An 18288-nucleotide genomic window follows, 5' to 3' on the forward strand; every position below is an offset into this window, starting at 1 on the left:
GTGCCCCTCCATCAGCTCGCCGTGACGCCTGCGGATGTGTCCGGCGAGCGGCTGGGGCTCGCGCTCAACGCGCCCGCTCCGGCGCCGCTGGCCAGCTGCACGCTGCGGCACCCCGACGGGAGCGCGCTGGTGCTCGGCGTCCTCGGCGCGTCGCACGTCGTCGCGGTCGAGCACCCGAAACGTGGCTTCTCCGAACAGGTTTCGTGCACCGCACGCAGCGTCGGCGGCGAGTTGCCGCAGCGGTCCAAGGGCCGCGGCTACCGCCTTCGGTCGCGCACCGAGACGCTCGACGAGGCGAGCTTCCGCCGGCTGGCCGGTGATCTTCGCGAGCGTTGCGCGCGGCAGCCGGGCTGGCTCGGCGGCACGTTCCCCGGCGACGACGCCGCCCTGACCGCGCTGGCCGCCGAGCCCGACGGCGCAGGCTGGCGGTGGCAGACCTGGCACCTGTACCCGCGCCCGGACGCCGGCGGCCTGGTGGTGCACACGGCGAGCCGGTGGCGCCCGTGAGCCGCAACCGCCTGTTCCTGATTTCCGGCGCGCTGGCCGTCGCCGCCGTCGTGTCGCTGGTCTTCGGAATCACCTTGCAGCAGAAGGACATCGGTTCCTACATCGCGGGCCACTACCACGAGTACGCGCACGACGTGAACGGGACGCGCTACGTCTGCACCGGATCGCCCGAGCAGGTCGCCGACACGCTCGCCGACTATCAGGCGCCCGAAGCGCGCGCCGCCAACGGCAACAGCGAATACCTGCGCTACAGCAACAACATCGTGATCGTGGGCCCGGATGGCAACTACCCGTGCAGCATTCGCGTCGAGCCCCTGAGCGCCGGGTACAGCCACGGCTCGTTCATCTTCCTCGGCCCCGGCTTCTTCCCCGGATCCCCGTCGGGCGGCGCCGGCGGCTCTCCCGGCGGCCCCGGCGGGACCAAGTGATGGCTTAGCGATTCGAGCAAAAGGAGACAACCATGTACCTCGCCGTCGAGATCGGCAACGTCGACCTCAATCCCGTCTTCAAGGGCGCGGTCGCGACGATCCTGTACTTCGCCGTCGGGATGGCGGTGCTGCTCGTCGGGTTCTACATGGTCGACTGGCTGACCCCGGGCAAGCTGCGGCAGTTGGTGTTCGTCGATCGGCGCCCCAACGCCGTCGTCGTCGCGGGCTCGATGTACGTCTCGCTGACGATCGTCATCATCACCGCCATCGCCAACAGCTACAGCCAGCTGGGCCAGGGGCTGCTCGGCGTGGCGGTGTACGGGCTGATGGGCGTGATCCTGTTGGGCATCGCGCTGTTGTGCATGCACCTGCTGATACCGGGGAACTTCCACGAGCACGTCGACGAGCCCACGCTGCACCCCGGGTCGTTCGCGGTGGCGCTGATATTGCTGGCGGTGGGAGGGGTGACCGCCGCGGCGGTGTCATGACCTCCCCGGTGCGGTGGCGCGCCGTGCTGCTGGCCGCGGTGGCGGCGTGCGCGGCCTGCGGCATCATCTACGAGCTCGCCCTGCTGACGCTGTCGGCCAGCCTCAACGGCGGCGGGATCGTCGCCACCTCGCTGATCGTCGCGGGCTACATCGCCGCGCTGGGCGCCGGCGCCCTGCTGGTCAAGCCGCTGCTGGCGCACGCGGCGATCGCGTTCATCGCCGTCGAGGCGGCCCTCGGTATCGTCGGCGGGCTGTCGGCGGCGGCGCTGTACGTGGTGTTCGCGTTCCTGGACGGCTCGGTCGGCTCGACGTGGGTGCTGGCGGCGGGCACGGCGCTGATCGGCGGCCTGGTCGGCGCCGAGGTGCCGCTGCTGATGACGCTGCTGCAACGCGGCCGGACGGCCGGGCCCTCCGACGCCGGCCGCACGCTGGCCAACCTCAACGCCGCCGACTACCTGGGCGCGCTGCTGGGCGGGCTGGTCTGGCCGTTTCTGCTGCTGCCGCACCTGGGCATGATCCGCGGCGCGGCGGCCACCGGCATCGTCAACCTGGCGGCGGCGGCCGTCGTGGCCCTGTTCCTGCTGCGGCGCGTCGTCTCGCCGCGGCAGCTGGCGACGGCGCTGTGCGCGCTGACCGCCGCGCTCGCGGTGCTGGCCACGCTGCTGGTGCGCTCGACCGACATCGAAACCACAAGCAGGCAAAGGCTTTACGCCGACCCGATCGTCGCCTACCGGCACACGCAGTATCAGGAGATCGTGGTGACCCGGCGCGGCAACGACATGCGCCTGTACCTGGACGGGGGCCTGCAGTTCTCCACCCGGGACGAGTACCGCTACACCGAAAGCCTGGTCTATCCGGCGCTGGGCGGTGATGTGAAAGGCGGGCGCTCGGTGCTCGTGCTCGGCGGCGGCGACGGCCTGGCGGCCCGCGAGCTGCTGCGCCAGCCCGGCGTCGCCCGGATCGTCCAGGTCGAGCTCGACCCCGCGGTGATCGAGTTGGCGCGCACCACGATGCGCGACGCCAACGGCGGCGCGTTGGACGACCCGCGCGTGCACGTCGTGATCGGCGACGCGATGACGTGGCTGCGCGGCGCCCCGGAGGTGTTCGACGCCGTCATCGTCGACCTTCCCGACCCCGACACCCCCACCCTGGGCCGGCTGTATTCGACGGAGTTCTACGCGCTCGCCGCCCGCGCGCTGGCCCCCGACGGGCTGATGGTGGTGCAGGCCGGCAGCCCGTTCTCGACCCCGAACGCGTTCTGGCGCACGGTCTCGACGGTCCGGGCCGCCGGCTACGCGGTCACGCCGTATCACGTGCACGTGCCGACGTTCGGCGACTGGGGTTTCGCGCTGGCGCGGCGCACGGACACCGCGCCCACGCCCACGATGCCGGCCGGCGCGCCGCCGCTGCGCTTCCTCAACCAGCAGGTGCTCACGGCCGCCACCGTGTTCTCCGGTGACATCGGGCCCCGCGCCCTCGAGCCGTCGACGCTGGACAATCCCCGCGTCGTGGACGACATGCGGCGCGGCTATTACTGAGTGGCCGCCCTCGGCCGAACGGCCCGCACCACCCACACCGACCCGCGGCCGCGGCGGTGCTCTTCGACACCCACGCCGGTGAACCCGGCGGCACGGCACTGCGCGGCGAACGACTCGACCTGCTGTTCGGTCCACCCGTGGCTCGCCAAGCCGGTGGCGCCGGGTTGGACGCGTCGCTCCAGCACCACCAGGCGCCCCGCCGGCGCCAGCGCGCGCCGGAGCTCGGCGAGCCCGGCGGTGACGTCCTTCCAGTGGTGCACCGTCTTGAGCGACCACGCCACGGTCGCCCAACCGTCGGGGACGGGCAGCGCCTCGGCGGTGCCCTGCGCCCAGCCGACGTTCGGGTGATCGCGCGTCGCGAGGCGGGCCAGACCCAACATCAGCGCGGACGGGTCCACCCCGACGACGCGCGCGGCCTGCTTGGCGGCGGCCCGCGCGGCATTGCCCGGGCCGCAACCGATGTCGACGACGCGGTCGGTGTCCGATACGGCGGCCGACTCGGCGGCGAAGCGCGCGTTACCGCGTCCGGTGACGAGCATCCCGAGCGCGGCCACCAGTCCGATCGCGCCGCTGAAGCCCGCGTGGTCGGCGTGATGGTTGACGGTAGACGGCTCGGTCATGGCCCTACACCTTGCCGCTACTCCTCGTCGAGGGCGGCCAACACCTCGTCCGAAAGGTCGACGTTGGTGTAGACGTTCTGCACGTCGTCGCTGTCCTCCAGCGCGTCGACGAGCTTGAACACCTTGCGGGCGCCGTCGACGTCGACGGGGACGCTGACCGACGGCTGAAAACTCGCCTCGGCCGACTCGTAGTCGATGCCGGCGTCTTGCAGCGCGGTGCGCACCGCGACCAGATCGGTCGGCTCGGAGATGATCTCGAAGCTGTCGCCCAGGTCGTTGACGTCTTCGGCGCCCGCGTCGAGCACCGCGGTCAGCACGTCGTCTTCCGTCAGGCCGTTTTTCTCCAGCGTCACCACGCCCTTGCGGGAGAACAGGTAGGCCACCGAACCCGGGTCGGCCATGGTGCCGCCGTTGCGCGTCATCGCGACCCGCACCTCGCTGGCGGCGCGGTTGCGATTGTCGGTCAGGCACTCGATCAGCACCGCCACACCGTTGGGCGCGTAGCCCTCGTAGGTGATGGTTTGCCAGTCGGCGCCGCCGGCCTCCTCGCCCGCGCCGCGCTTGCGGGCGCGCTCGATGTTGTCGTTGGGCACCGACGTCTTCTTGGCCTTCTGGATCGCGTCGTAGAGCGTCGGGTTGCCGGCCGGATCACCGCCGCCGGTGCGGGCCGCGACCTCGATGTTCTTGATCAGCCGGGCGAACTCCTTGCCGCGGCGCGCGTCCTTGACGGCCTTCTGGTGCTTGGTGGTGGCCCACTTGGAATGGCCGCTCATCGGTGTTTCTACCTCTTCTTTTGCATGCTGTTGCTCGATAACTCGCCAGACGAGTCTACGTGGGCAGTGGATGCCGATTGCCCCCGCGCTCCCCGGGGGTCTCCTTGGCCACAGGCGTCACAAGAAAGCGACCGGCACCCTTTGTGCCCGCCTCACAGCGACAACGGCTGTCGGCAGACCTGACCTACGCCTCGCCCCGGACGATGTCGACGAACAGGTGGTGGATGCGACGGTCGCCGGTCATCTCGGGGTGAAACGCCGTCGCCAGCATCGGGCCCTGCCGCACGGCGACGACGTGGCCGGCCGCTCGGGCCAGCACCCGCACGCCCTCCCCCGTTCGCTCCACCCAAGGGGCGCGGATGAACACCGCACGCACCGGCTCGTCGAGGTCCGCGAAGTCGATGTCGCCCTCGAACGAGTCGACCTGCCGGCCAAAGGCGTTGCGCCGCACCGTCATATCGATCGCCCGCAGCGGCAGCGCCTGCCGACCCCTGGCGCCGGCGTCGAGGATCTCGCTGGCCAGCAGGATCATGCCCGCGCACGCGCCGTAGGCCGGCAGTCCCTCGGCCAGCCGCCGGCGCAGCGGCTCGAGCAGCTCGAAGTCGAGCAGCAGGTGGCTCATGGTGGTGGATTCGCCGCCGGGGATCACCAGCCCGTCCACCGCGTCGAGCTCCTCGCGGCGGCGCACCGGCATCGACTCGGCCCCCGCCTCGCGCAGCGCCGCCAGGTGCTCGCGGGTGTCGCCCTGCAGCGCCAGCACCCCGATGCGTGGGGCGCTCACGGTTGATAACCCCGCTTATAGCGGGTCAGCCCCTCCTGCATGACGGCCGCGACCATCTCGCCCGTCTGAGTGAAGATCTTGCCCTGGCACAGCGACCGCCCGCCGCTGGCCGACGGCGACGACTGGTCGTACAGCAGCCACTCGTCGGCCCGGAACGCGCGCATGAACCACATCGCGTGGTCCAGCGACGCCACCTGCAGGTGCTCGCGCACGTCGAGGTGGGTTACCTGCGCCGACCCCAGCAGCGTCAGGTCGCTCATGTAGGCCAGCGCGCAGATGTGCAGCACCGGGTCGTCGGGCAGCGGGTCGCGGTGGCGAAACCACACCTGCTGCTGGGAGGCCTTGCCCGGCGAGAGCTGCAGCTGGTCGCGGGGCACGATGCACACGTCCCACTCCTCGAACTGCTTGAACCCGGCGTCGTCGAACACCTTGATCGAGTCGAGGCCGGGCAGGCCGTCGGGCGGCGGCGCGGGCGGCATCGGGTCCTGGTGGTGGATGCCCTCCTGGTCGGTCTGGAAGGACGCCCCCATGCTGAAGATGATCTCCCCGTGCTGGATGGCGTTGACGCGCCTCGTGGCAAACGAGCCGCCGTCGCGGGTGCGCTCCACGATGAACACCGTGGGCTCGTTGGCGTCCCCGGGCCGTAGGAAGTAACCGTGCAGCGAGTGGACCTGGTAGTGCGGGTCCACGGTGCGCACCGCCGAGACGAGCGACTGCCCCGCCACGTGACCGCCGAACGTGCGCTGGAAATATCCCGACTCCGGGCTGAACACCCGCCCGCGGTAGATGTTGACCTCGAGTTGCTCGAGATCAAGGATCTCTTCGATCGCCACGGACTGTTCTTACCAGCCGCGTTCGGCGAGGCGGTGCGGCTGCGCGATCTGCTCGACGTTGATGCCCACCATCGGCTCGCCCAGCCCGCGCGACACCTTGGCCAGCACGTCGGGGTCGTCGTAGAAGGTGGTGGCCTTGACGATCGCGGCGGCGCGGTGCTCGGGCGCACCGGATTTGAAGATGCCCGAGCCGACGAACACGCCCTCGGCGCCGAGCTGCATCATCATCGCCGCGTCCGCGGGGGTGGCGATGCCGCCGGCGGTGAACAGCGTGACCGGCAGCTTGCCGGCCCGGGCCACCTCGACGACCAGCTCGTAGGGGGCCTGCAATTCCTTTGCGGCAACGTACAATTCGTCCTCGGACAGCGACGTCAGGCGGCGGATCTCGCCGCTGATGGCCCGCATGTGCGTGGTGGCGTTGGAGACGTCGCCGGTGCCGGCCTCGCCCTTGGAGCGGATCATGGCCGCGCCCTCGCTGATGCGCCGCAGCGCCTCGCCGAGGTTGGTCGCGCCGCACACGAACGGCACGGTGAACTTCCACTTGTCGATGTGGTGGGTGTAGTCGGCCGGGGTCAGCACCTCGGATTCGTCGACGTAGTCCACCCCGAGGCTCTGCAGGATCTGCGCCTCGACGAAATGCCCGATGCGCGCCTTGGCCATCACTGGGATGGTCACGGCGGCGATGATGCCCTCGATCATGTCGGGGTCGCTCATCCGCGACACGCCGCCCTGGGCGCGAATGTCGGCGGGCACCCGCTCCAGCGCCATCACCGCGACGGCGCCGGCGCCCTCGGCGATCCGGGCCTGTTCGGGGGTGACGACATCCATGATGACGCCGCCCTTGAGCATCTCGGCCATGCCGCGCTTGACCCGCGCCGTGCCCGTCACCGCCGGCTCCACCGGCTTCTTGTCTTCGTTCATTGCGCTTCCACTCTAATGGTCAGCGACAAGCGGGTTTTCTTCCGATCAGCGGATCGACTCGAGCAGGCCGGGGTTTGTCTCGCCGTCGGCCAGCCGGTTGGCCGCGGGCAGCAGTTCGCCCAGTTGCAGCGGGTAGACCTGCTCGCCGGCCGCGGTCAGGGCGGCGATGTCATTCGCGTCACACCAGCGCGCGCCGTGGATGTAGCTGCGTTCCAGCTCGGTGCGCCCCGCCAGCGCCGGCTCGAACCGGCGGGTGCGGTGGACCAGGTAGAACTCCTCGCTGTCGATCAGCGAGCCGTTGAACTCGAAGACCTCGTCGCGCCGCCAGATCGGGCCGACCATGTCCGCCGGCGAGACCCGCAGGCCGGTCTCTTCGGCCAGTTCCCGCGCGGCGGCCTCGGCCAGCCGTTCGCCGCTGCCCACCTCGCCGCCCACGGTGAACCACCACCGGGGCGCGGCCCCGTCGTGAAACGCCGGGTTCGCCGGGTCGGATCCGCACAGCAGCAGCACGGCGCCGGTCTCGTCGAGCAGCACCACCCGCGCCGAGGTGCGGTGGCTCGGCACGCCCGCCCCGCCGTGCGCCAGCGCGTGGGGGCGCTCGAGGATCTCGAAATAGCTTGGCAGCGCGGCGGTTCCGCCGAGCCGGAAGGCGCGCACCAGAGGTCGCTCGGCCAGCGCCAGGGTGTCCCGAACGGCGTCGTTGTGGAAGCGGCGGGCCAGCACCACGCGGGCCTCGGCGTCGGCCAGCTCGGCGATCAGGCCCGCGGGCACCGCCGCCGGATCCACCACGGCCAGCGCGCCCGACAGCTCGTTCTCCGCGCGCTCGCGCTCGGGCCGGGCGGCGCCCTCGGCGGCGTCGGCCAGCACCGCCAGCCGACGGCCTTCGGGCGCGCCGCCGTAGGCGTCGATCGCGACGCCGCGCGCCACCACCGCCCGCCGCGCCAGCGCCCCGTCAAGCGCCTGCCACGACAGGTCGTAGCGGACGTTGAGCCGGTCCAGGCGGTTCGCCGTCCGGTACGCCCACACGCCCAGCAGGACGAGCAGGACGCCGAGCGCCGTCATGGCGACGATCGCCCACGTCATCAGCCGGCCACCTGCACCTTGGCGCCCGAACCGGCGACCGTCTCGTACACGCGCATGATCTGGCTGGCCACCACCGACCAGTCGTAGCGGTGCACCGCGGCCGAGGCGGCCGCCGCGTAGCGCTCGCGCAGCGCGTCGTCGTCCAGCACCTCGATCAGCGCGTCGGCCAGCGCGGCGGCCTGGGACTCCGGCGGGTCGACCGGCACCAGCCGCCCGCATTCACCGTCGCGCAACACGCGCCGGAAAGCGTCCAGATCGCTGGCCACGACGGGAGTGCCCGCGGCCATCGCCTCGACCAGCACGATCCCGAAGCTCTCCCCGCCGGTGTTGGGCGCGCAGTAGGCGTCGGCGCTGCGCAGCGCCGACGCCTTGCCCGCGTCGTCCAGCTGGCCAAGAAAACGGAGGTAGCGCGTCATTTCGCCTGCCTGGGCGCGCAATTCGTCCTCGTCGCCGCGACCGACGATCAGCAGCTCGACATCTCCGAAGCGCTCGACCACGCGGGGCAGCGCCTCGAGCAGCACCGCCATGCCCTTGCGGGGCTCGCCGTAGCGCCCCAGGAACAGCACCGTCTTGCCCGGCCGCGGATAGCCGTCCAGCGGCGGCGCCGACGCGAAGGCCTCGACGTCGACCCCGTTGGGGATCTCCACCGCGTCGGTGCCCAGCGCCTCCATCTGCCAGCGCCGGGCCAGGTCGGACACCGCGATGCGGCCGACGATCTTCTCGTGCATCGGCCGCAGGATGCCCTGGAAGACGGTCAGCGTCAGCGATTTGGTGGTCGACGTGTGGAACGTCGCCACGATCGGGCCCTCGGCGATGTTCAGGGCCAGCATCGACAGGCTGGGCGCGTTGGGCTCGTGCAGGTGCAGGACGTCGAAATCGCCGTCGGCGAGCCACTTTTTGACCTTGCGGTGGGTGGCCGGGCCGAACCGCAGCCGGGCCACGGACCCGTTGTAGGGAATCGGGACGGCCTTGCCCGCGGACACCACGTAGTCGGGCAGCGACGCGTGCGGCGAGACCGGCGCGAGCACGCTGACGTCGTGCCCACGGGCGCGCATCACCTCGGCCAGCTGCAGGACGTGGGACTGCACCCCGCCGGGCACGTCGAACGAGTACGGACAGACCATCCCGATCCGCATCAGGTCGCCCTCAGCCTCGCCTGCTTCTCGTCGGACAGGTCGGCCAGCCACTGCGGCTGCATCATGTGCCAGTCCGCGGGGTGGGCGGCGATGCCCGCGGCGAACTGATCGGCCAGCGCCTGGGTGATGGCGCGGACGTCGCCGCTGCTGCAATCCAGCGCCGGCTGGACCGTGAAGCCCCAGCCCCCGTCGGCCTCGAACCAGGAATGGTTCGACAGCAGGGCGGCCCCGGTCTCGATCGCGAGTTTCGCCGGCCCGGCCGGCATCCGGGTCGCCTCACCGAAGAAGTCGACCTCGACCCCGGTGCGGGTGAGGTCGCGGTCGGCCATCAGGCACACCAGGCCGCCATCTCGGAGCCGCTCGCAGAGCACCTCGAAGGCGGGCCGGTCACCGCCGGACAGCGGCAACACTTCGAAGCCGAGACCCTCGCGGTAGTCGATGAAACGCCGGTACAGCGACTCGGGCTGGAGGCGCTCCGCGACGGTGGTGAACGCGCCGTACCTGTGCACCGCCCATACCCCGGCCATATCCCAGTTGCCGCTGTGCGGCAGGGCTACCACGGCCCCGCGGCCGGCGGCCATCTCAGCGTCCAGATTCTCGAAGCCTTGGAACGATTCGTGGAGCCGCCGGGCCAACACCGCGTGGTTCATCGTCGGCAGCCTGAACGCCTCCCGCCAGTACCGCGCGTAGGAGGCCAGCGAGGCGCGCATCAGTTCGTCCGGCACGTCCGCCGGCGGCACGCCGATGACGCGGGCCAGGTTCTTGCGCAACTGCTGCGGGCCGCCGTTGCGGGCGGCGTAGCGCGCCCCCGCGCCAAAAGCGTTGCGAGCCGCGAACTCCGGCATCGCCCGCACGGCCATCCAGCCGGTCGCGTATGCCCAGTCGGTCGCCGCGCCGCGGGTGAAGCGGGCCAGATCCCCGATCACGGCATCGGCTCCGTCGCGCCGGCGGACGTGCGCACCGTGTGTAGCCGCTGCACGCAGGTGACCACGCTGGCCGCCGCCAGCAGCCACATCGCCACCGGCAGCGCCGGCGGCCACGGCACGACCGGGAAATCGGACACGCCGGCGCCGACCAGCACGATGATCAGCCGTTCGGGCCGCTCGATGATGCCGCCGTCGCCGCGCAGCCCGCTGGCCTCGGCCCGGGCCTTGATGTAGGAGATCACCTGCGAGGTGACCAGGCAGATCAGCGTCGCCGCGACCAGCAGTTCGTCGTGCAGGCCGAAGGCGGCCCACCACAACAGGCCGCAGAACACGGCGCCGTCGCTGACCCGGTCGCAGGTGGCGTCGAGCACGGCGCCGAAGCGGGTGCCGCCACCGCGCTCCCTGGCCATCGCGCCGTCGAGCATGTCGAAGAGCACGAAGAACCAGACCACCAGCGTGCCGGCGAAGAGCTTGCCCATCGGGAACAGCGTCAGTGCCCCCGCCACCGCGACGACGGTCCCCAGGATCGTGACGGCGTCCGGCGTCAGTCCCACCCGCAGGCAGGCCCGGGCGGTCGGGGTGGTGAGCCGGGCGAACGCCGCCCGCGACAGGAACGGCATTTTGCTCATGACTGTTTTGCCCACTCCGTGGCCAGCAGCTGGCGGGTTTCGCGCAGCAGCTGCGGGATCACCTTCGACCCGCCGATGATGGTGATGAAGTTGGCGTCGCCGCCCCAGCGCGGCACGACGTGCACGTGCAGGTGCTCGGCCAGCGAGCCGCCCGCCGAGGTGCCCAGGTTGAGGCCGACGTTGAAGCCGTGCGGCCGCGACACGTTCTTGATGACGCGAATCGCCTTCTGCATGAACGACATCAGCTCCGCGCTCTCCGCGTCGGTCAGGTCTTCCAGCTCCGAGACCCGCCGGTACGGCACCACCATGAGGTGCCCGGGGTTGTATGGGTACAGGTTGAGCACGGCGTAGACGAGCTCGCCGCGGGCCACCACCAGGCCGTCCTCGTCGGACAGGTGCGGGATCTCGCTGAACGGCTGATCGGGTTTGCCTGAGGAATTGGGGCCGCGCTTCATCGGCGCTTCGGCCAGGTAGTTCATCCGGTACGGCGTCCACAACCGCTGCAGGTGGTCCTGCTCGCCCACGCCCCGGTCGAGGATCGTGTCGTCGCGCTGCTCGTCACCCACCGCCGGCCACTTTCAGCGATTCGGCGCTGGGAGCGGTGTTTTCGCGATCGGCGATCCACTTGACGATGGCGTCGACCGCGCTGTCGCGGGCCACGCCGTTGATCTGCGTGCGGTCGCCGAAGCGAAAGCTCACCGCACCCGCGGCCACGTCACGGTCGCCGGCCAGCAGCATGAACGGCACCCGCTGGCTCGTGTGGTGGACGATCTTCTTGGCCATCCGGTCGTCGCTGGCGTCCACCTCGACCCGCACACCGTGCGACTTCAGCTGCGCCGCAACGCCTTCCAGGTAGGACACGTGCTCGTCGGCGACCGGGATGCCGACCACCTGGACCGGCGCCAGCCACGCCGGGAACGCGCCCGCATAGTGCTCGGTCAGGATGCCGAAGAACCGCTCGATCGACCCGAACAGCGCGCGGTGGATCATCACCGGGCGCTGGCGGGACCCGTCCGGCGCGGTGTACTCGAGATCGAAGCGCTCCGGGAAGTTGAAGTCCACCTGGATGGTCGACATCTGCCAGCTGCGGCCCAGCGCGTCGCGGGCCTGCACGGAGATCTTCGGGCCGTAGAACGCCGCCCCGCCGGGGTCGGGCACCAGCTCCAGGCCGGACTCCGCCGCCACCTCGGCCAGGGAGTTGGTGGCCTGCTCCCACATCTGGTCGGAGCCGACGAACTTCTCGGGGTCCTTGGTGGACAGCTCCAGGTAGAAGTCCTCCAGCCCGTAGTCGCTGAGCAACTCGAGCACGAACCGCAGCAGCGACGCCAGCTCGTCGTGCAGCTGTTCGCGGGTGCAGAAGATGTGTGAATCGTCCATGGTGAACCCGCGGGCCCGGGTCAGCCCGTGCACCACGCCGGACTTCTCGTAGCGGTACACGGTGCCAAACTCGAAGAGCCGCAACGGAAGTTCGCGATACGACCGCCCGCGCGAGGCGAAGATCAGCGTGTGCATGGGGCAGTTCATGGGCTTGAGGTAGTAGTCCTGGCCCGGCTTGCGCACCGTCCCGTCGTCGTTGTACTCGGCGTCGAGGTGCATCGGCGGGAACATGCCGTCGGCGTACCAGTCCAGGTGGCCCGAGGTGTGGAACAGCTGCGCCTTGGTGATGTGCGGGGTGTTGACGAATTCGTAGCCCGCTTCGATGTGCTTGCGCCGCGAGTACTCCTCCAGCTCCCTGCGCACGATGCCGCCCTTGGGGTGGAAAACCGCCAGGCCCGAACCGATTTCGTCGGGGAAGCTGAACAGGTCCAGCTCGGAGCCCAGCTTGCGGTGGTCGCGGCGCTGGGCCTCCTCGAGCAGCTCGAGGTGGCGGTCGAGGGCCTCCTGCGACTCCCACGCGGTGCCGTAGATGCGCTGCAGGCTGGCGTTGTTCTGGTCGCCTCGCCAGTAGGCCGCGGAGCTGCGGGTCAACTTGAACGCCGGGATGTGCTTGGTGGTCGGGATGTGCGGGCCCCGGCACAGGTCACCCCAAACCCGTTCCCGCGTGCGGGGATTGAGGTTGTCGTAGGCGGTGAGCTCGTCGCCGCCGACCTCCATTATTTCCGCCATCGACTCGGTTCCGACGGACTTGTCGTCGACGAGCTCGAGCTTGTAGGGCTCGCCGGCCAGCTCGGCGCGCGCGGCGTCCTTGGACTCGTAGACCCGGCGGTCGAACAGCTGACCGTCCTTGACGATCTGGCGCATCCGCTTTTCTAGCTTGTCCAGATCCTCCGGCGTGAACGGCTCGGCCACGTCGAAGTCGTAGTAGAAGCCGTCGGTGATCGGCGGCCCGATGCCCAATTTCGCCTGCGGGAACAGGTCTTGGACGGCCTGGGCCAGCACGTGCGCGGTCGAGTGCCGGATGACGCTGCGGCCCTCGTCGGTGTTGGCCGCCACGGGGACGACCTCGGCGTCGGCGTCGGGCACCCAACTCAGGTCACGCAGCTTGCCCTCGGCGTCGCGCACCACCACGATCGCGTCGGGTGCGCCGCGGCGCGGCAGCCCGGCCTCGCCGACCGCGGCGGCCGCCGTGGTCCCGGCGGGCACCCGGATCGGGGCTGCGGGATCGGGCTGTACGGCGGGGGTCATTGTGGCGGTCTCCAAGGCTCGATGGGTCGACGACCATGCTATCGGGGCGGTCGACAGTCAAGCATGGCCGTCGAGTAGCCATCCCCAATCAAGCTGTGAGCACCCTCGCGGGGCGCCAAATGGGCGGGAACGTATGAGCTCACCCGGGCGGCCCCTTCCGCCAGGACGATGGTGCGCCGCGCCCGGCTAGGCGCTCGGTCAGCCGCTGCCTGGTGACACTGAAAGGACGTGGTTTATGAAGTCCGCGAATGCGTAGATAAATCTGCTCAGGAACTGCTCAGTGCTTGCATTCGTGACCTCACCATGATCGGTGATCAGGTTGGCGGTGAATTCGATGTAGGCCTCGGGGGCGGTCATCTGCGGTGCATCGCAATAGCCGAGCACACTGCGCAGGTGTTGCTGGCCCACTGCGGTGCCGATCTTGCCGGGCGACGTGCCGATAACTGCCGACGGTTTTCGAGAAAATGAGTTCGTCCCCCATGGGCGACTGGCCCAGTCGATGGCATTCTTCAAGCTGCCCGGGATACTGCGGTTGTACTCCGGCGTCACGAACAGCACCGCGTCCACCGCGGCAATCGCCTCCTTGAGCGCGCGTCCCTCCGGCGGATAATCGGTGTCGAAGTCGCGGTTATACACGGGCAGATCCCGGATCGGGATCTCGACGAACGTCAGGCTTTCGGGGGCCAAGCGGATCAACGCCTTGGCCAATTTGCGATTGATGGACTCGGCCGACAAGCTACCGATGATGTAGCCGACCGTATAGCCGCTCACCGCGTCACCTACCTCCCGGAGATGGCTTTTGGCATGACGGTGTCCCGCCGACGGTCAGGGAATCGGCCGTGATCAAGGTCACCATTGCTCCTCATCGGTCGATGGCGATCGACTACCCAGCATCGTCGGCGCCAACCGTCCTGCTGGCAATGCTTTTCCGTCACTGCGGCGGGCTCAGATGTTGGCGGCGTCGGCGGGAAAATCCGGCGGCGCGCCCTGCGCGCCGAACTGGTCACCCGCGACGCGGGCACAACTTAGTCCCAGCGTGTAGGAGGTCATCGAGAGCGATCCGTATGTGTACCCGTCGACGAGGACGTCGAGCTGATCGAGCTTGGTTGACGCGACGCCGGCCAGTCCAGCGAAGTACAGCAACGGTATGAAATGGTCCGGAGTCGGGACGGCAACACCATAAAAGCTGTGGCCCTCGAGCCGCGCCGCGTCGGCGGGATCGGACAACATCAACGCTTTCGCGTCCTCATCGAACCGTTTGGCCCAGTCGTAGCCGAAGTCACCGAGGTCCCAGTCCATCACGCGCAGGTTATGGACGACATTGCCGCTGGCGAGCACGAGCACGCCACGCTCTCGCAGCGGGGCCAGCTTGGCGCCCAAGGCCAGGTGGTAGCCCAGCGGCTTGTCGGCATTGATCGATAGCTGGACGACCGGAATGGAAGCGTCGGGGAATGCGTGCACCAGCACCGACCACGCACCGTGATCCAGACCCCAGCTATCCAGATCTGCGCCGACCCAAGCGGGCTGTGCTAGCTCACAGATTTCATCGGCGAGGCCGGGTAGGCCGGGCGCCGGGTATTGCACATCGAACAACTTCCGCGGGAACCCGTAGAAATCGTGGATCGTGCGGGGCCACGGCATGGCGGTAACAGCCGTCGCATTGATGTACCAATGCGCGCTGACCACCAGAATGGCGCGAGGGCGCCGCACTGCTTGTCCGAACGCTTTCCACTTCGACGTGTATCGGTTGATTTCGATCGCGTTCATCGGGCTGCCATGGCCGATGAACGCCGCAGGCATTGCAGGAGCCATACCTCTTTCTACTCGCCAAGCATGTCGTTGTCCGGCTGCCCGCCAAAGGCACTGATGTCCAATATCATTCGGTGCGCGGTCATAAGTGCTAGCCCACCGACCGCGTATCCGCGGGCGAGGCAGGCAACGATTACGGCGCGAGCCAGGCAAGCGCTGCGACCGTCAGCGCTTGGGTCCCGGTGTCGAGGGTGGGCTGAATGACAGGAGCGAACGTCGCCGAATGGTTGACGGGTATGTCCTCGCTGACGCGGGCCGCCAAGTCGGCTTTGTGATAGGTGTCGGGATCGATTCCGCCGATACCCCAATAGCAGTACGGGGCACTGAGCGCGTTGGGGATGTCGCTGAAGTCTTCGCTCGCGGTCTGCAGCGGAAGGTCCCCCGCCCGGTCGCCGAAAATACCGTCGAACGCGGCGCGCACCCGTCCGGTGGCCGCTGGGTCGTTGTCGGTCGCCGGGTAGTGGTCAAAGAGCTCAAATTCAGGGTCTTTCGGGGAGTTTGAGGCCTGGCATTCGGCGGTCACGATGCGTCGGATCGCATCGATCATCTTGGTCCGGGTCCGCTCGCTGTAGGTGCGCAGGTTCAGTTCCAGCACAGCGCGGTCGCCGATGACGTTGCTCTTGGCTCCGGCCTCGATCCTGCCGACTGTTAAGACCGCGGGATCGGTTGGCGCGACCTCACGGGAGACGACGGTCTGCAGCCGGATCACTATCATGGCCGCGAGCACCACGGGGTCGACGGTCGCCTGAGGCATGGAGCCGTGACCACTGCGGCCGTAAACGGCGATGCGCATACTGTCGGCGGTTGCGAGGACGGGACCAGGTCGGGTGGCGACCCGCCCGGCTGGAAACGGCAGCACATGCTGGGCGAGGGCGACATCGGCGTGGACGACCAACTTCGCCAGCCCATCGTCGACCATGCACTGGGCGCCGTCACCGACTTCCTCGGCCGGTTGGAACAGTGCGATCACGGTGCCGCGCCAGTGCGCGCGCGCCCCGGCGAGCAGTGCGGCCGCGCCGAGCAGACAGGTCACGTGAACGTCGTGCCCGCACGCGTGCATCACCGGCACTGCGTTGCCGTTCGCATCCATGGCCGTGACGGTGCTGGCATACGGCAGCCCGGTGTCTTCGCGCACCGGCAGGGCGTCCATGTCGGCGCGTAGCAGCACCGTGGAACCGTCGCCGTTGCGCAGGATCCCGACGACGCCGGTGCCGCCGACGCCCTCGTGCACGTCGTAACCGAAGCCGCGCAACCGTTTTGCCGTCGCTGCGGCTGTGTTGTGTTCTCGGTGCGACAGCTCCGGGTGCTGGTGCAGGTTGCGGTAGAAGTCCTCCTGCCAGCCACGGACGTCGGCGAGGCCGGCAAGGACCGTCGCGTCAACGTTCATCTCTCAAGTCCTCTTCTGTTGCGGCGATGCCTGAGGAAAAGCGTTGCCGGAGACCAGGTGTCGGCGGCCGGCAGCATCCAGCCTCGCCACTGGGACAACCAGCACAACACCGTTCCGGTCAACGTTCCGACTAACAGTCCCGGCGTCGGATAGTTTCGGTAGTTGAAGATCACCAGCACGGCGCTCGCAGCGAGCGCACAAGTGGCGTACAAGGTGTTGCCACCGAAGATTCCCGGCACACGGCGCATCACAATGTCTCGGGTAACGCCCCCACCGACTGCCGAGATCGTGCCGAGCAGCAGCGCGGCCAACCAGCCAAGCCCCATGGCGAGCGTCTTGTGCGCACCGGTCGCCGCCCAGCAACCCAGCGCCAACCCGTCCACGATCGGCCATGCCCGATTCCACAATCGACCCTCGACCCGGAACACGAACGCTATCGCCGCTCCCACCAGTGCGGTCAACAGGTAGGCGTAATCGGTGAGCGCTACCGGGGTTCCGCGCTGTAGCAAGGTGTCGCGGATCATGCCGCCCCCAAGACCCGACAAAACAGCGAGCGCGGCGAAGCCTACGGGATCCAATTTGCCTCTGCGCGCGACCACACCGCCCAACAACGCATTGCCTAGTACACCGGTCAGGTCGATCGCACGGTACAAGTCCGTCTGTGTCAGCTCGGCGATGGCCACATCAACAATTCCTTTCAGCTCGTTGCCTCGCATCGCCCAGCGGATACCCGCCAGGGTGCGGGCGCCTCCCGCTCGCCCCCTAGGGCGTTGAATCGTTCGGCTGCGATCGGCCGGGGCCCCCTCAGGGCTGGCCAGGCTTGAGCCGCACGAACAGCGCGTCCGCCTCGGTCAGCAGGGTGTCGCCGTCGCGCAGCCGGCCCGACACGAAGATCTTGCGCCCGTCCACCCGGTCGATTCCCGCGTCGAACTGCAATTCCTTCTCGATCGGCACGATGTGGCGGTAGTCGATCTTGAGGTAGGCGGTGCGCTGGCGGGGCCCCCCGGTGATCACCGAGGAGGTCAGCCCGAGCACGCTGTCGAACAGCATCCCCAGAGCCCCGCCGTGCACTGCGCCGTTGCGGCCCAGGTGATACCGCCGGAAGCGCGCCCAGCCGTGGATGCGGCCGTCCTCACCCTTGCTCGCCTTCATCGGGATGCTCAGGATGTTGCCGCGCATGGGCAAATCCATCCGGCGCCCGGACGGCGACTCCCATTCGTCGGTGTCGAAGGGAGCCAGCAACGCCGACAGCTTCTCCAACTGGTCCGCGGCCTCGGTGATCACCTCGTCGGGAGCGTCGACGGCGCGGGCGTGGTCCTGAAGCTTGCGCACGGCCTCGATGAACCGGCCGTAGTCGGGACCGCCCTTGGTCGTCGGATCCGGAGGGTTGAATCCGCCGCCGGGGTGTCTGTGATGGTCGCCGGCCACCAGGACACCGTATCGGGAGGACCCTCGGGCTAAGAGTTCTGGCCTTGCCCGCCCGCGCTGGACAGCGCATAAGCCAAGCCGCCGCCTCCGCCGACGTCGGCCGCGCCGCCATAGCCGCCGCTGTTGGAGTAAGTGTTGCCGTGGGCGCCGGCACCGCCCGCGCCGCCGGAGGCGCCATTGCTGCCGTTGGAGCCCTGGCCGTCGAACGTGGCGGTGCCGGCGATCGACCCGCCCCCGCCGCCGCCGCCGACAACGCTGCCGGTGCCGACGCCGCCAATCCCGCCGAAGTAACCGACGGTCGGGCTGTCAGCGCCGCCGCCGTCACCGCCGGTACCGGCGGTGGCTCCCGCGCCGCCCGCTCCGCCGCCGCCCCCGC

20 protein-coding genes and 1 pseudogene are annotated in these 18288 nt (G+C 69.4%); 4 read left to right on the forward strand and 17 right to left on the reverse strand.

Features of this window, described 5'->3' with window-relative positions; genetic code table 11:
• Genes AWB89_RS15540 through AWB89_RS15555 form a run of 4 tightly spaced genes read left to right on the forward strand, consistent with a single transcriptional unit; the run spans position 1 to position 2961 of the window.
• Positions 1–507, forward strand: coding sequence for a DUF2617 family protein (locus tag AWB89_RS15540; RefSeq protein ID WP_085104344.1), 507 nt, complete (start codon positions 1–3; stop codon positions 505–507).
• Positions 504–935 (forward strand): DUF4247 domain-containing protein, encoded by a 432-nt coding sequence (locus AWB89_RS15545; protein ID WP_085174875.1) that lies wholly within the window; start codon positions 504–506, stop codon positions 933–935. The genes AWB89_RS15540 and AWB89_RS15545 overlap by 4 nt, the downstream gene beginning before the upstream one ends.
• A 32-nt stretch (positions 936–967) precedes the next feature.
• Positions 968–1423 carry a DUF350 domain-containing protein gene (locus AWB89_RS15550; protein ID WP_085104342.1) on the forward strand — a complete coding sequence of 152 codons (456 nt, stop codon included), beginning with the start codon at positions 968–970 and terminating at the stop codon, positions 1421–1423.
• On the forward strand, positions 1420–2961 hold the full coding sequence (locus AWB89_RS15555; protein ID WP_085174853.1) for a polyamine aminopropyltransferase: 1542 nt from the start codon (positions 1420–1422) through the stop codon (positions 2959–2961). Before AWB89_RS15550 ends, AWB89_RS15555 begins: the two co-directional genes overlap by 4 nt.
• Here the strand turns inward: AWB89_RS15555 and AWB89_RS15560 are convergent.
• The 17 genes and pseudogenes from AWB89_RS15560 to AWB89_RS15640 form a co-directional block, all read right to left on the reverse strand.
• Positions 2955–3581, reverse strand: a complete 627-nt coding sequence (locus AWB89_RS15560) for a class I SAM-dependent methyltransferase (RefSeq protein WP_085174855.1) — start codon at positions 3579–3581, stop codon at positions 2955–2957. The genes AWB89_RS15555 and AWB89_RS15560 overlap by 7 nt on opposite strands.
• A gap of 17 nt (positions 3582–3598) precedes the next feature.
• Positions 3599–4354 carry a YebC/PmpR family DNA-binding transcriptional regulator gene (locus tag AWB89_RS15565; protein WP_067882173.1) on the reverse strand — a complete coding sequence of 252 codons (756 nt, stop codon included), beginning with the start codon at positions 4352–4354 and terminating at the stop codon, positions 3599–3601.
• A gap of 184 nt (positions 4355–4538) precedes the next feature.
• The gene (gene pdxT, locus AWB89_RS15570; protein WP_085104336.1) at positions 4539–5135 is read right to left on the reverse strand and encodes a pyridoxal 5'-phosphate synthase glutaminase subunit PdxT; all 597 of its coding nucleotides are present in this window, start codon (positions 5133–5135) and stop codon (positions 4539–4541) included.
• Positions 5132–5968 carry an acyl-CoA thioesterase II gene (tesB, locus tag AWB89_RS15575; protein WP_085104334.1) on the reverse strand — a complete coding sequence of 279 codons (837 nt, stop codon included), beginning with the start codon at positions 5966–5968 and terminating at the stop codon, positions 5132–5134. The genes pdxT and tesB overlap by 4 nt, the downstream gene beginning before the upstream one ends.
• Before the next feature lie 9 nt (positions 5969–5977).
• Positions 5978–6889, reverse strand: coding sequence for a pyridoxal 5'-phosphate synthase lyase subunit PdxS (gene pdxS / locus AWB89_RS15580; RefSeq protein ID WP_085104332.1), 912 nt, complete (start codon positions 6887–6889; stop codon positions 5978–5980).
• 45 nt (positions 6890–6934) lie between these two features.
• Positions 6935–7972: an NUDIX hydrolase gene (locus tag AWB89_RS15585; protein WP_085174857.1), complete on the reverse strand. Its 1038-nt coding sequence runs from the start codon at positions 7970–7972 to the stop codon at positions 6935–6937.
• A complete protein-coding gene (locus tag AWB89_RS15590; RefSeq protein WP_085174859.1) occupies positions 7972–9108 on the reverse strand; it encodes a glycosyltransferase family 4 protein in 1137 nt (378 codons plus the stop codon). The genes AWB89_RS15585 and AWB89_RS15590 overlap by 1 nt, the downstream gene beginning before the upstream one ends.
• Entirely contained in the window at positions 9108–10034 is a 927-nt protein-coding gene (locus tag AWB89_RS15595) for a phosphatidylinositol mannoside acyltransferase (RefSeq protein WP_241520510.1), read from the reverse strand. Before AWB89_RS15595 ends, AWB89_RS15590 begins: the two co-directional genes overlap by 1 nt.
• Positions 10031–10663: a phosphatidylinositol phosphate synthase gene (pgsA, locus tag AWB89_RS15600; protein ID WP_085174861.1), complete on the reverse strand. Its 633-nt coding sequence runs from the start codon at positions 10661–10663 to the stop codon at positions 10031–10033. The genes AWB89_RS15595 and pgsA overlap by 4 nt, the downstream gene beginning before the upstream one ends.
• On the reverse strand, positions 10660–11229 hold the full coding sequence (locus tag AWB89_RS15605; protein WP_085104324.1) for an ATP adenylyltransferase: 570 nt from the start codon (positions 11227–11229) through the stop codon (positions 10660–10662). Before AWB89_RS15605 ends, pgsA begins: the two co-directional genes overlap by 4 nt.
• Positions 11222–13288, reverse strand: coding sequence for a threonine--tRNA ligase (gene thrS / locus AWB89_RS15610; RefSeq protein WP_085104322.1), 2067 nt, complete (start codon positions 13286–13288; stop codon positions 11222–11224). The genes AWB89_RS15605 and thrS overlap by 8 nt, the downstream gene beginning before the upstream one ends.
• Before the next feature lie 198 nt (positions 13289–13486).
• Entirely contained in the window at positions 13487–14059 is a 573-nt protein-coding gene (locus AWB89_RS15615; RefSeq protein WP_085104320.1) for an NADPH-dependent FMN reductase, read from the reverse strand.
• 174 nt (positions 14060–14233) lie between these two features.
• Positions 14234–15088 (reverse strand): 4,5-DOPA-extradiol-dioxygenase, encoded by an 855-nt coding sequence (gene ygiD, locus AWB89_RS15620; protein WP_085174863.1) that lies wholly within the window; start codon positions 15086–15088, stop codon positions 14234–14236.
• A gap of 142 nt (positions 15089–15230) precedes the next feature.
• The gene (locus tag AWB89_RS15625; protein WP_085174865.1) at positions 15231–16484 is read right to left on the reverse strand and encodes an amidohydrolase; all 1254 of its coding nucleotides are present in this window, start codon (positions 16482–16484) and stop codon (positions 15231–15233) included.
• The gene (locus AWB89_RS15630) at positions 16481–17200 is read right to left on the reverse strand and encodes a trimeric intracellular cation channel family protein (RefSeq protein ID WP_241520511.1); all 720 of its coding nucleotides are present in this window, start codon (positions 17198–17200) and stop codon (positions 16481–16483) included. Before AWB89_RS15630 ends, AWB89_RS15625 begins: the two co-directional genes overlap by 4 nt.
• Positions 17201–17288: 88 nt before the next feature.
• Positions 17289–17912 (reverse strand): PaaI family thioesterase, encoded by a 624-nt coding sequence (locus tag AWB89_RS15635; RefSeq protein ID WP_372515198.1) that lies wholly within the window; start codon positions 17910–17912, stop codon positions 17289–17291.
• A 29-nt stretch (positions 17913–17941) separates the two neighbouring features.
• Positions 17942–18288 (reverse strand): annotated as a pseudogene (locus AWB89_RS15640) (hypothetical protein); the annotation flags it as partial.

It is taken from the genome of Mycobacterium paraense (genome assembly GCF_002101815.1).
In the GTDB taxonomy this organism is placed as follows: domain Bacteria; phylum Actinomycetota; class Actinomycetes; order Mycobacteriales; family Mycobacteriaceae; genus Mycobacterium; species Mycobacterium paraense.

Coding starts and splice junctions, on each gene's coding strand:
- AWB89_RS15550 (WP_085104342.1), top strand. CDS start 968: ATGTACCTCGCCGTCGAGATCGGCAACGTCGACCTCAATCCCGTCTTC.
- AWB89_RS15555 (WP_085174853.1), top strand. CDS start 1,420: ATGACCTCCCCGGTGCGGTGGCGCGCCGTGCTGCTGGCCGCGGTGGCG.
- AWB89_RS15560 (WP_085174855.1), bottom strand. CDS start 3,581: ATGACCGAGCCGTCTACCGTCAACCATCACGCCGACCACGCGGGCTTC.
- AWB89_RS15565 (WP_067882173.1), bottom strand. CDS start 4,354: ATGAGCGGCCATTCCAAGTGGGCCACCACCAAGCACCAGAAGGCCGTC.
- pdxS (WP_085104332.1), bottom strand. CDS start 6,889: ATGAACGAAGACAAGAAGCCGGTGGAGCCGGCGGTGACGGGCACGGCG.
- AWB89_RS15585 (WP_085174857.1), bottom strand. CDS start 7,972: ATGACGTGGGCGATCGTCGCCATGACGGCGCTCGGCGTCCTGCTCGTC.
- AWB89_RS15590 (WP_085174859.1), bottom strand. CDS start 9,108: ATGCGGATCGGGATGGTCTGTCCGTACTCGTTCGACGTGCCCGGCGGG.
- pgsA (WP_085174861.1), bottom strand. CDS start 10,663: ATGAGCAAAATGCCGTTCCTGTCGCGGGCGGCGTTCGCCCGGCTCACC.
- thrS (WP_085104322.1), bottom strand. CDS start 13,288: ATGACCCCCGCCGTACAGCCCGATCCCGCAGCCCCGATCCGGGTGCCC.
- ygiD (WP_085174863.1), bottom strand. CDS start 15,088: ATGCCTGCGGCGTTCATCGGCCATGGCAGCCCGATGAACGCGATCGAA.
- AWB89_RS15625 (WP_085174865.1), bottom strand. CDS start 16,484: ATGAACGTTGACGCGACGGTCCTTGCCGGCCTCGCCGACGTCCGTGGC.
- AWB89_RS15630 (WP_241520511.1), bottom strand. CDS start 17,200: ATGCGAGGCAACGAGCTGAAAGGAATTGTTGATGTGGCCATCGCCGAG.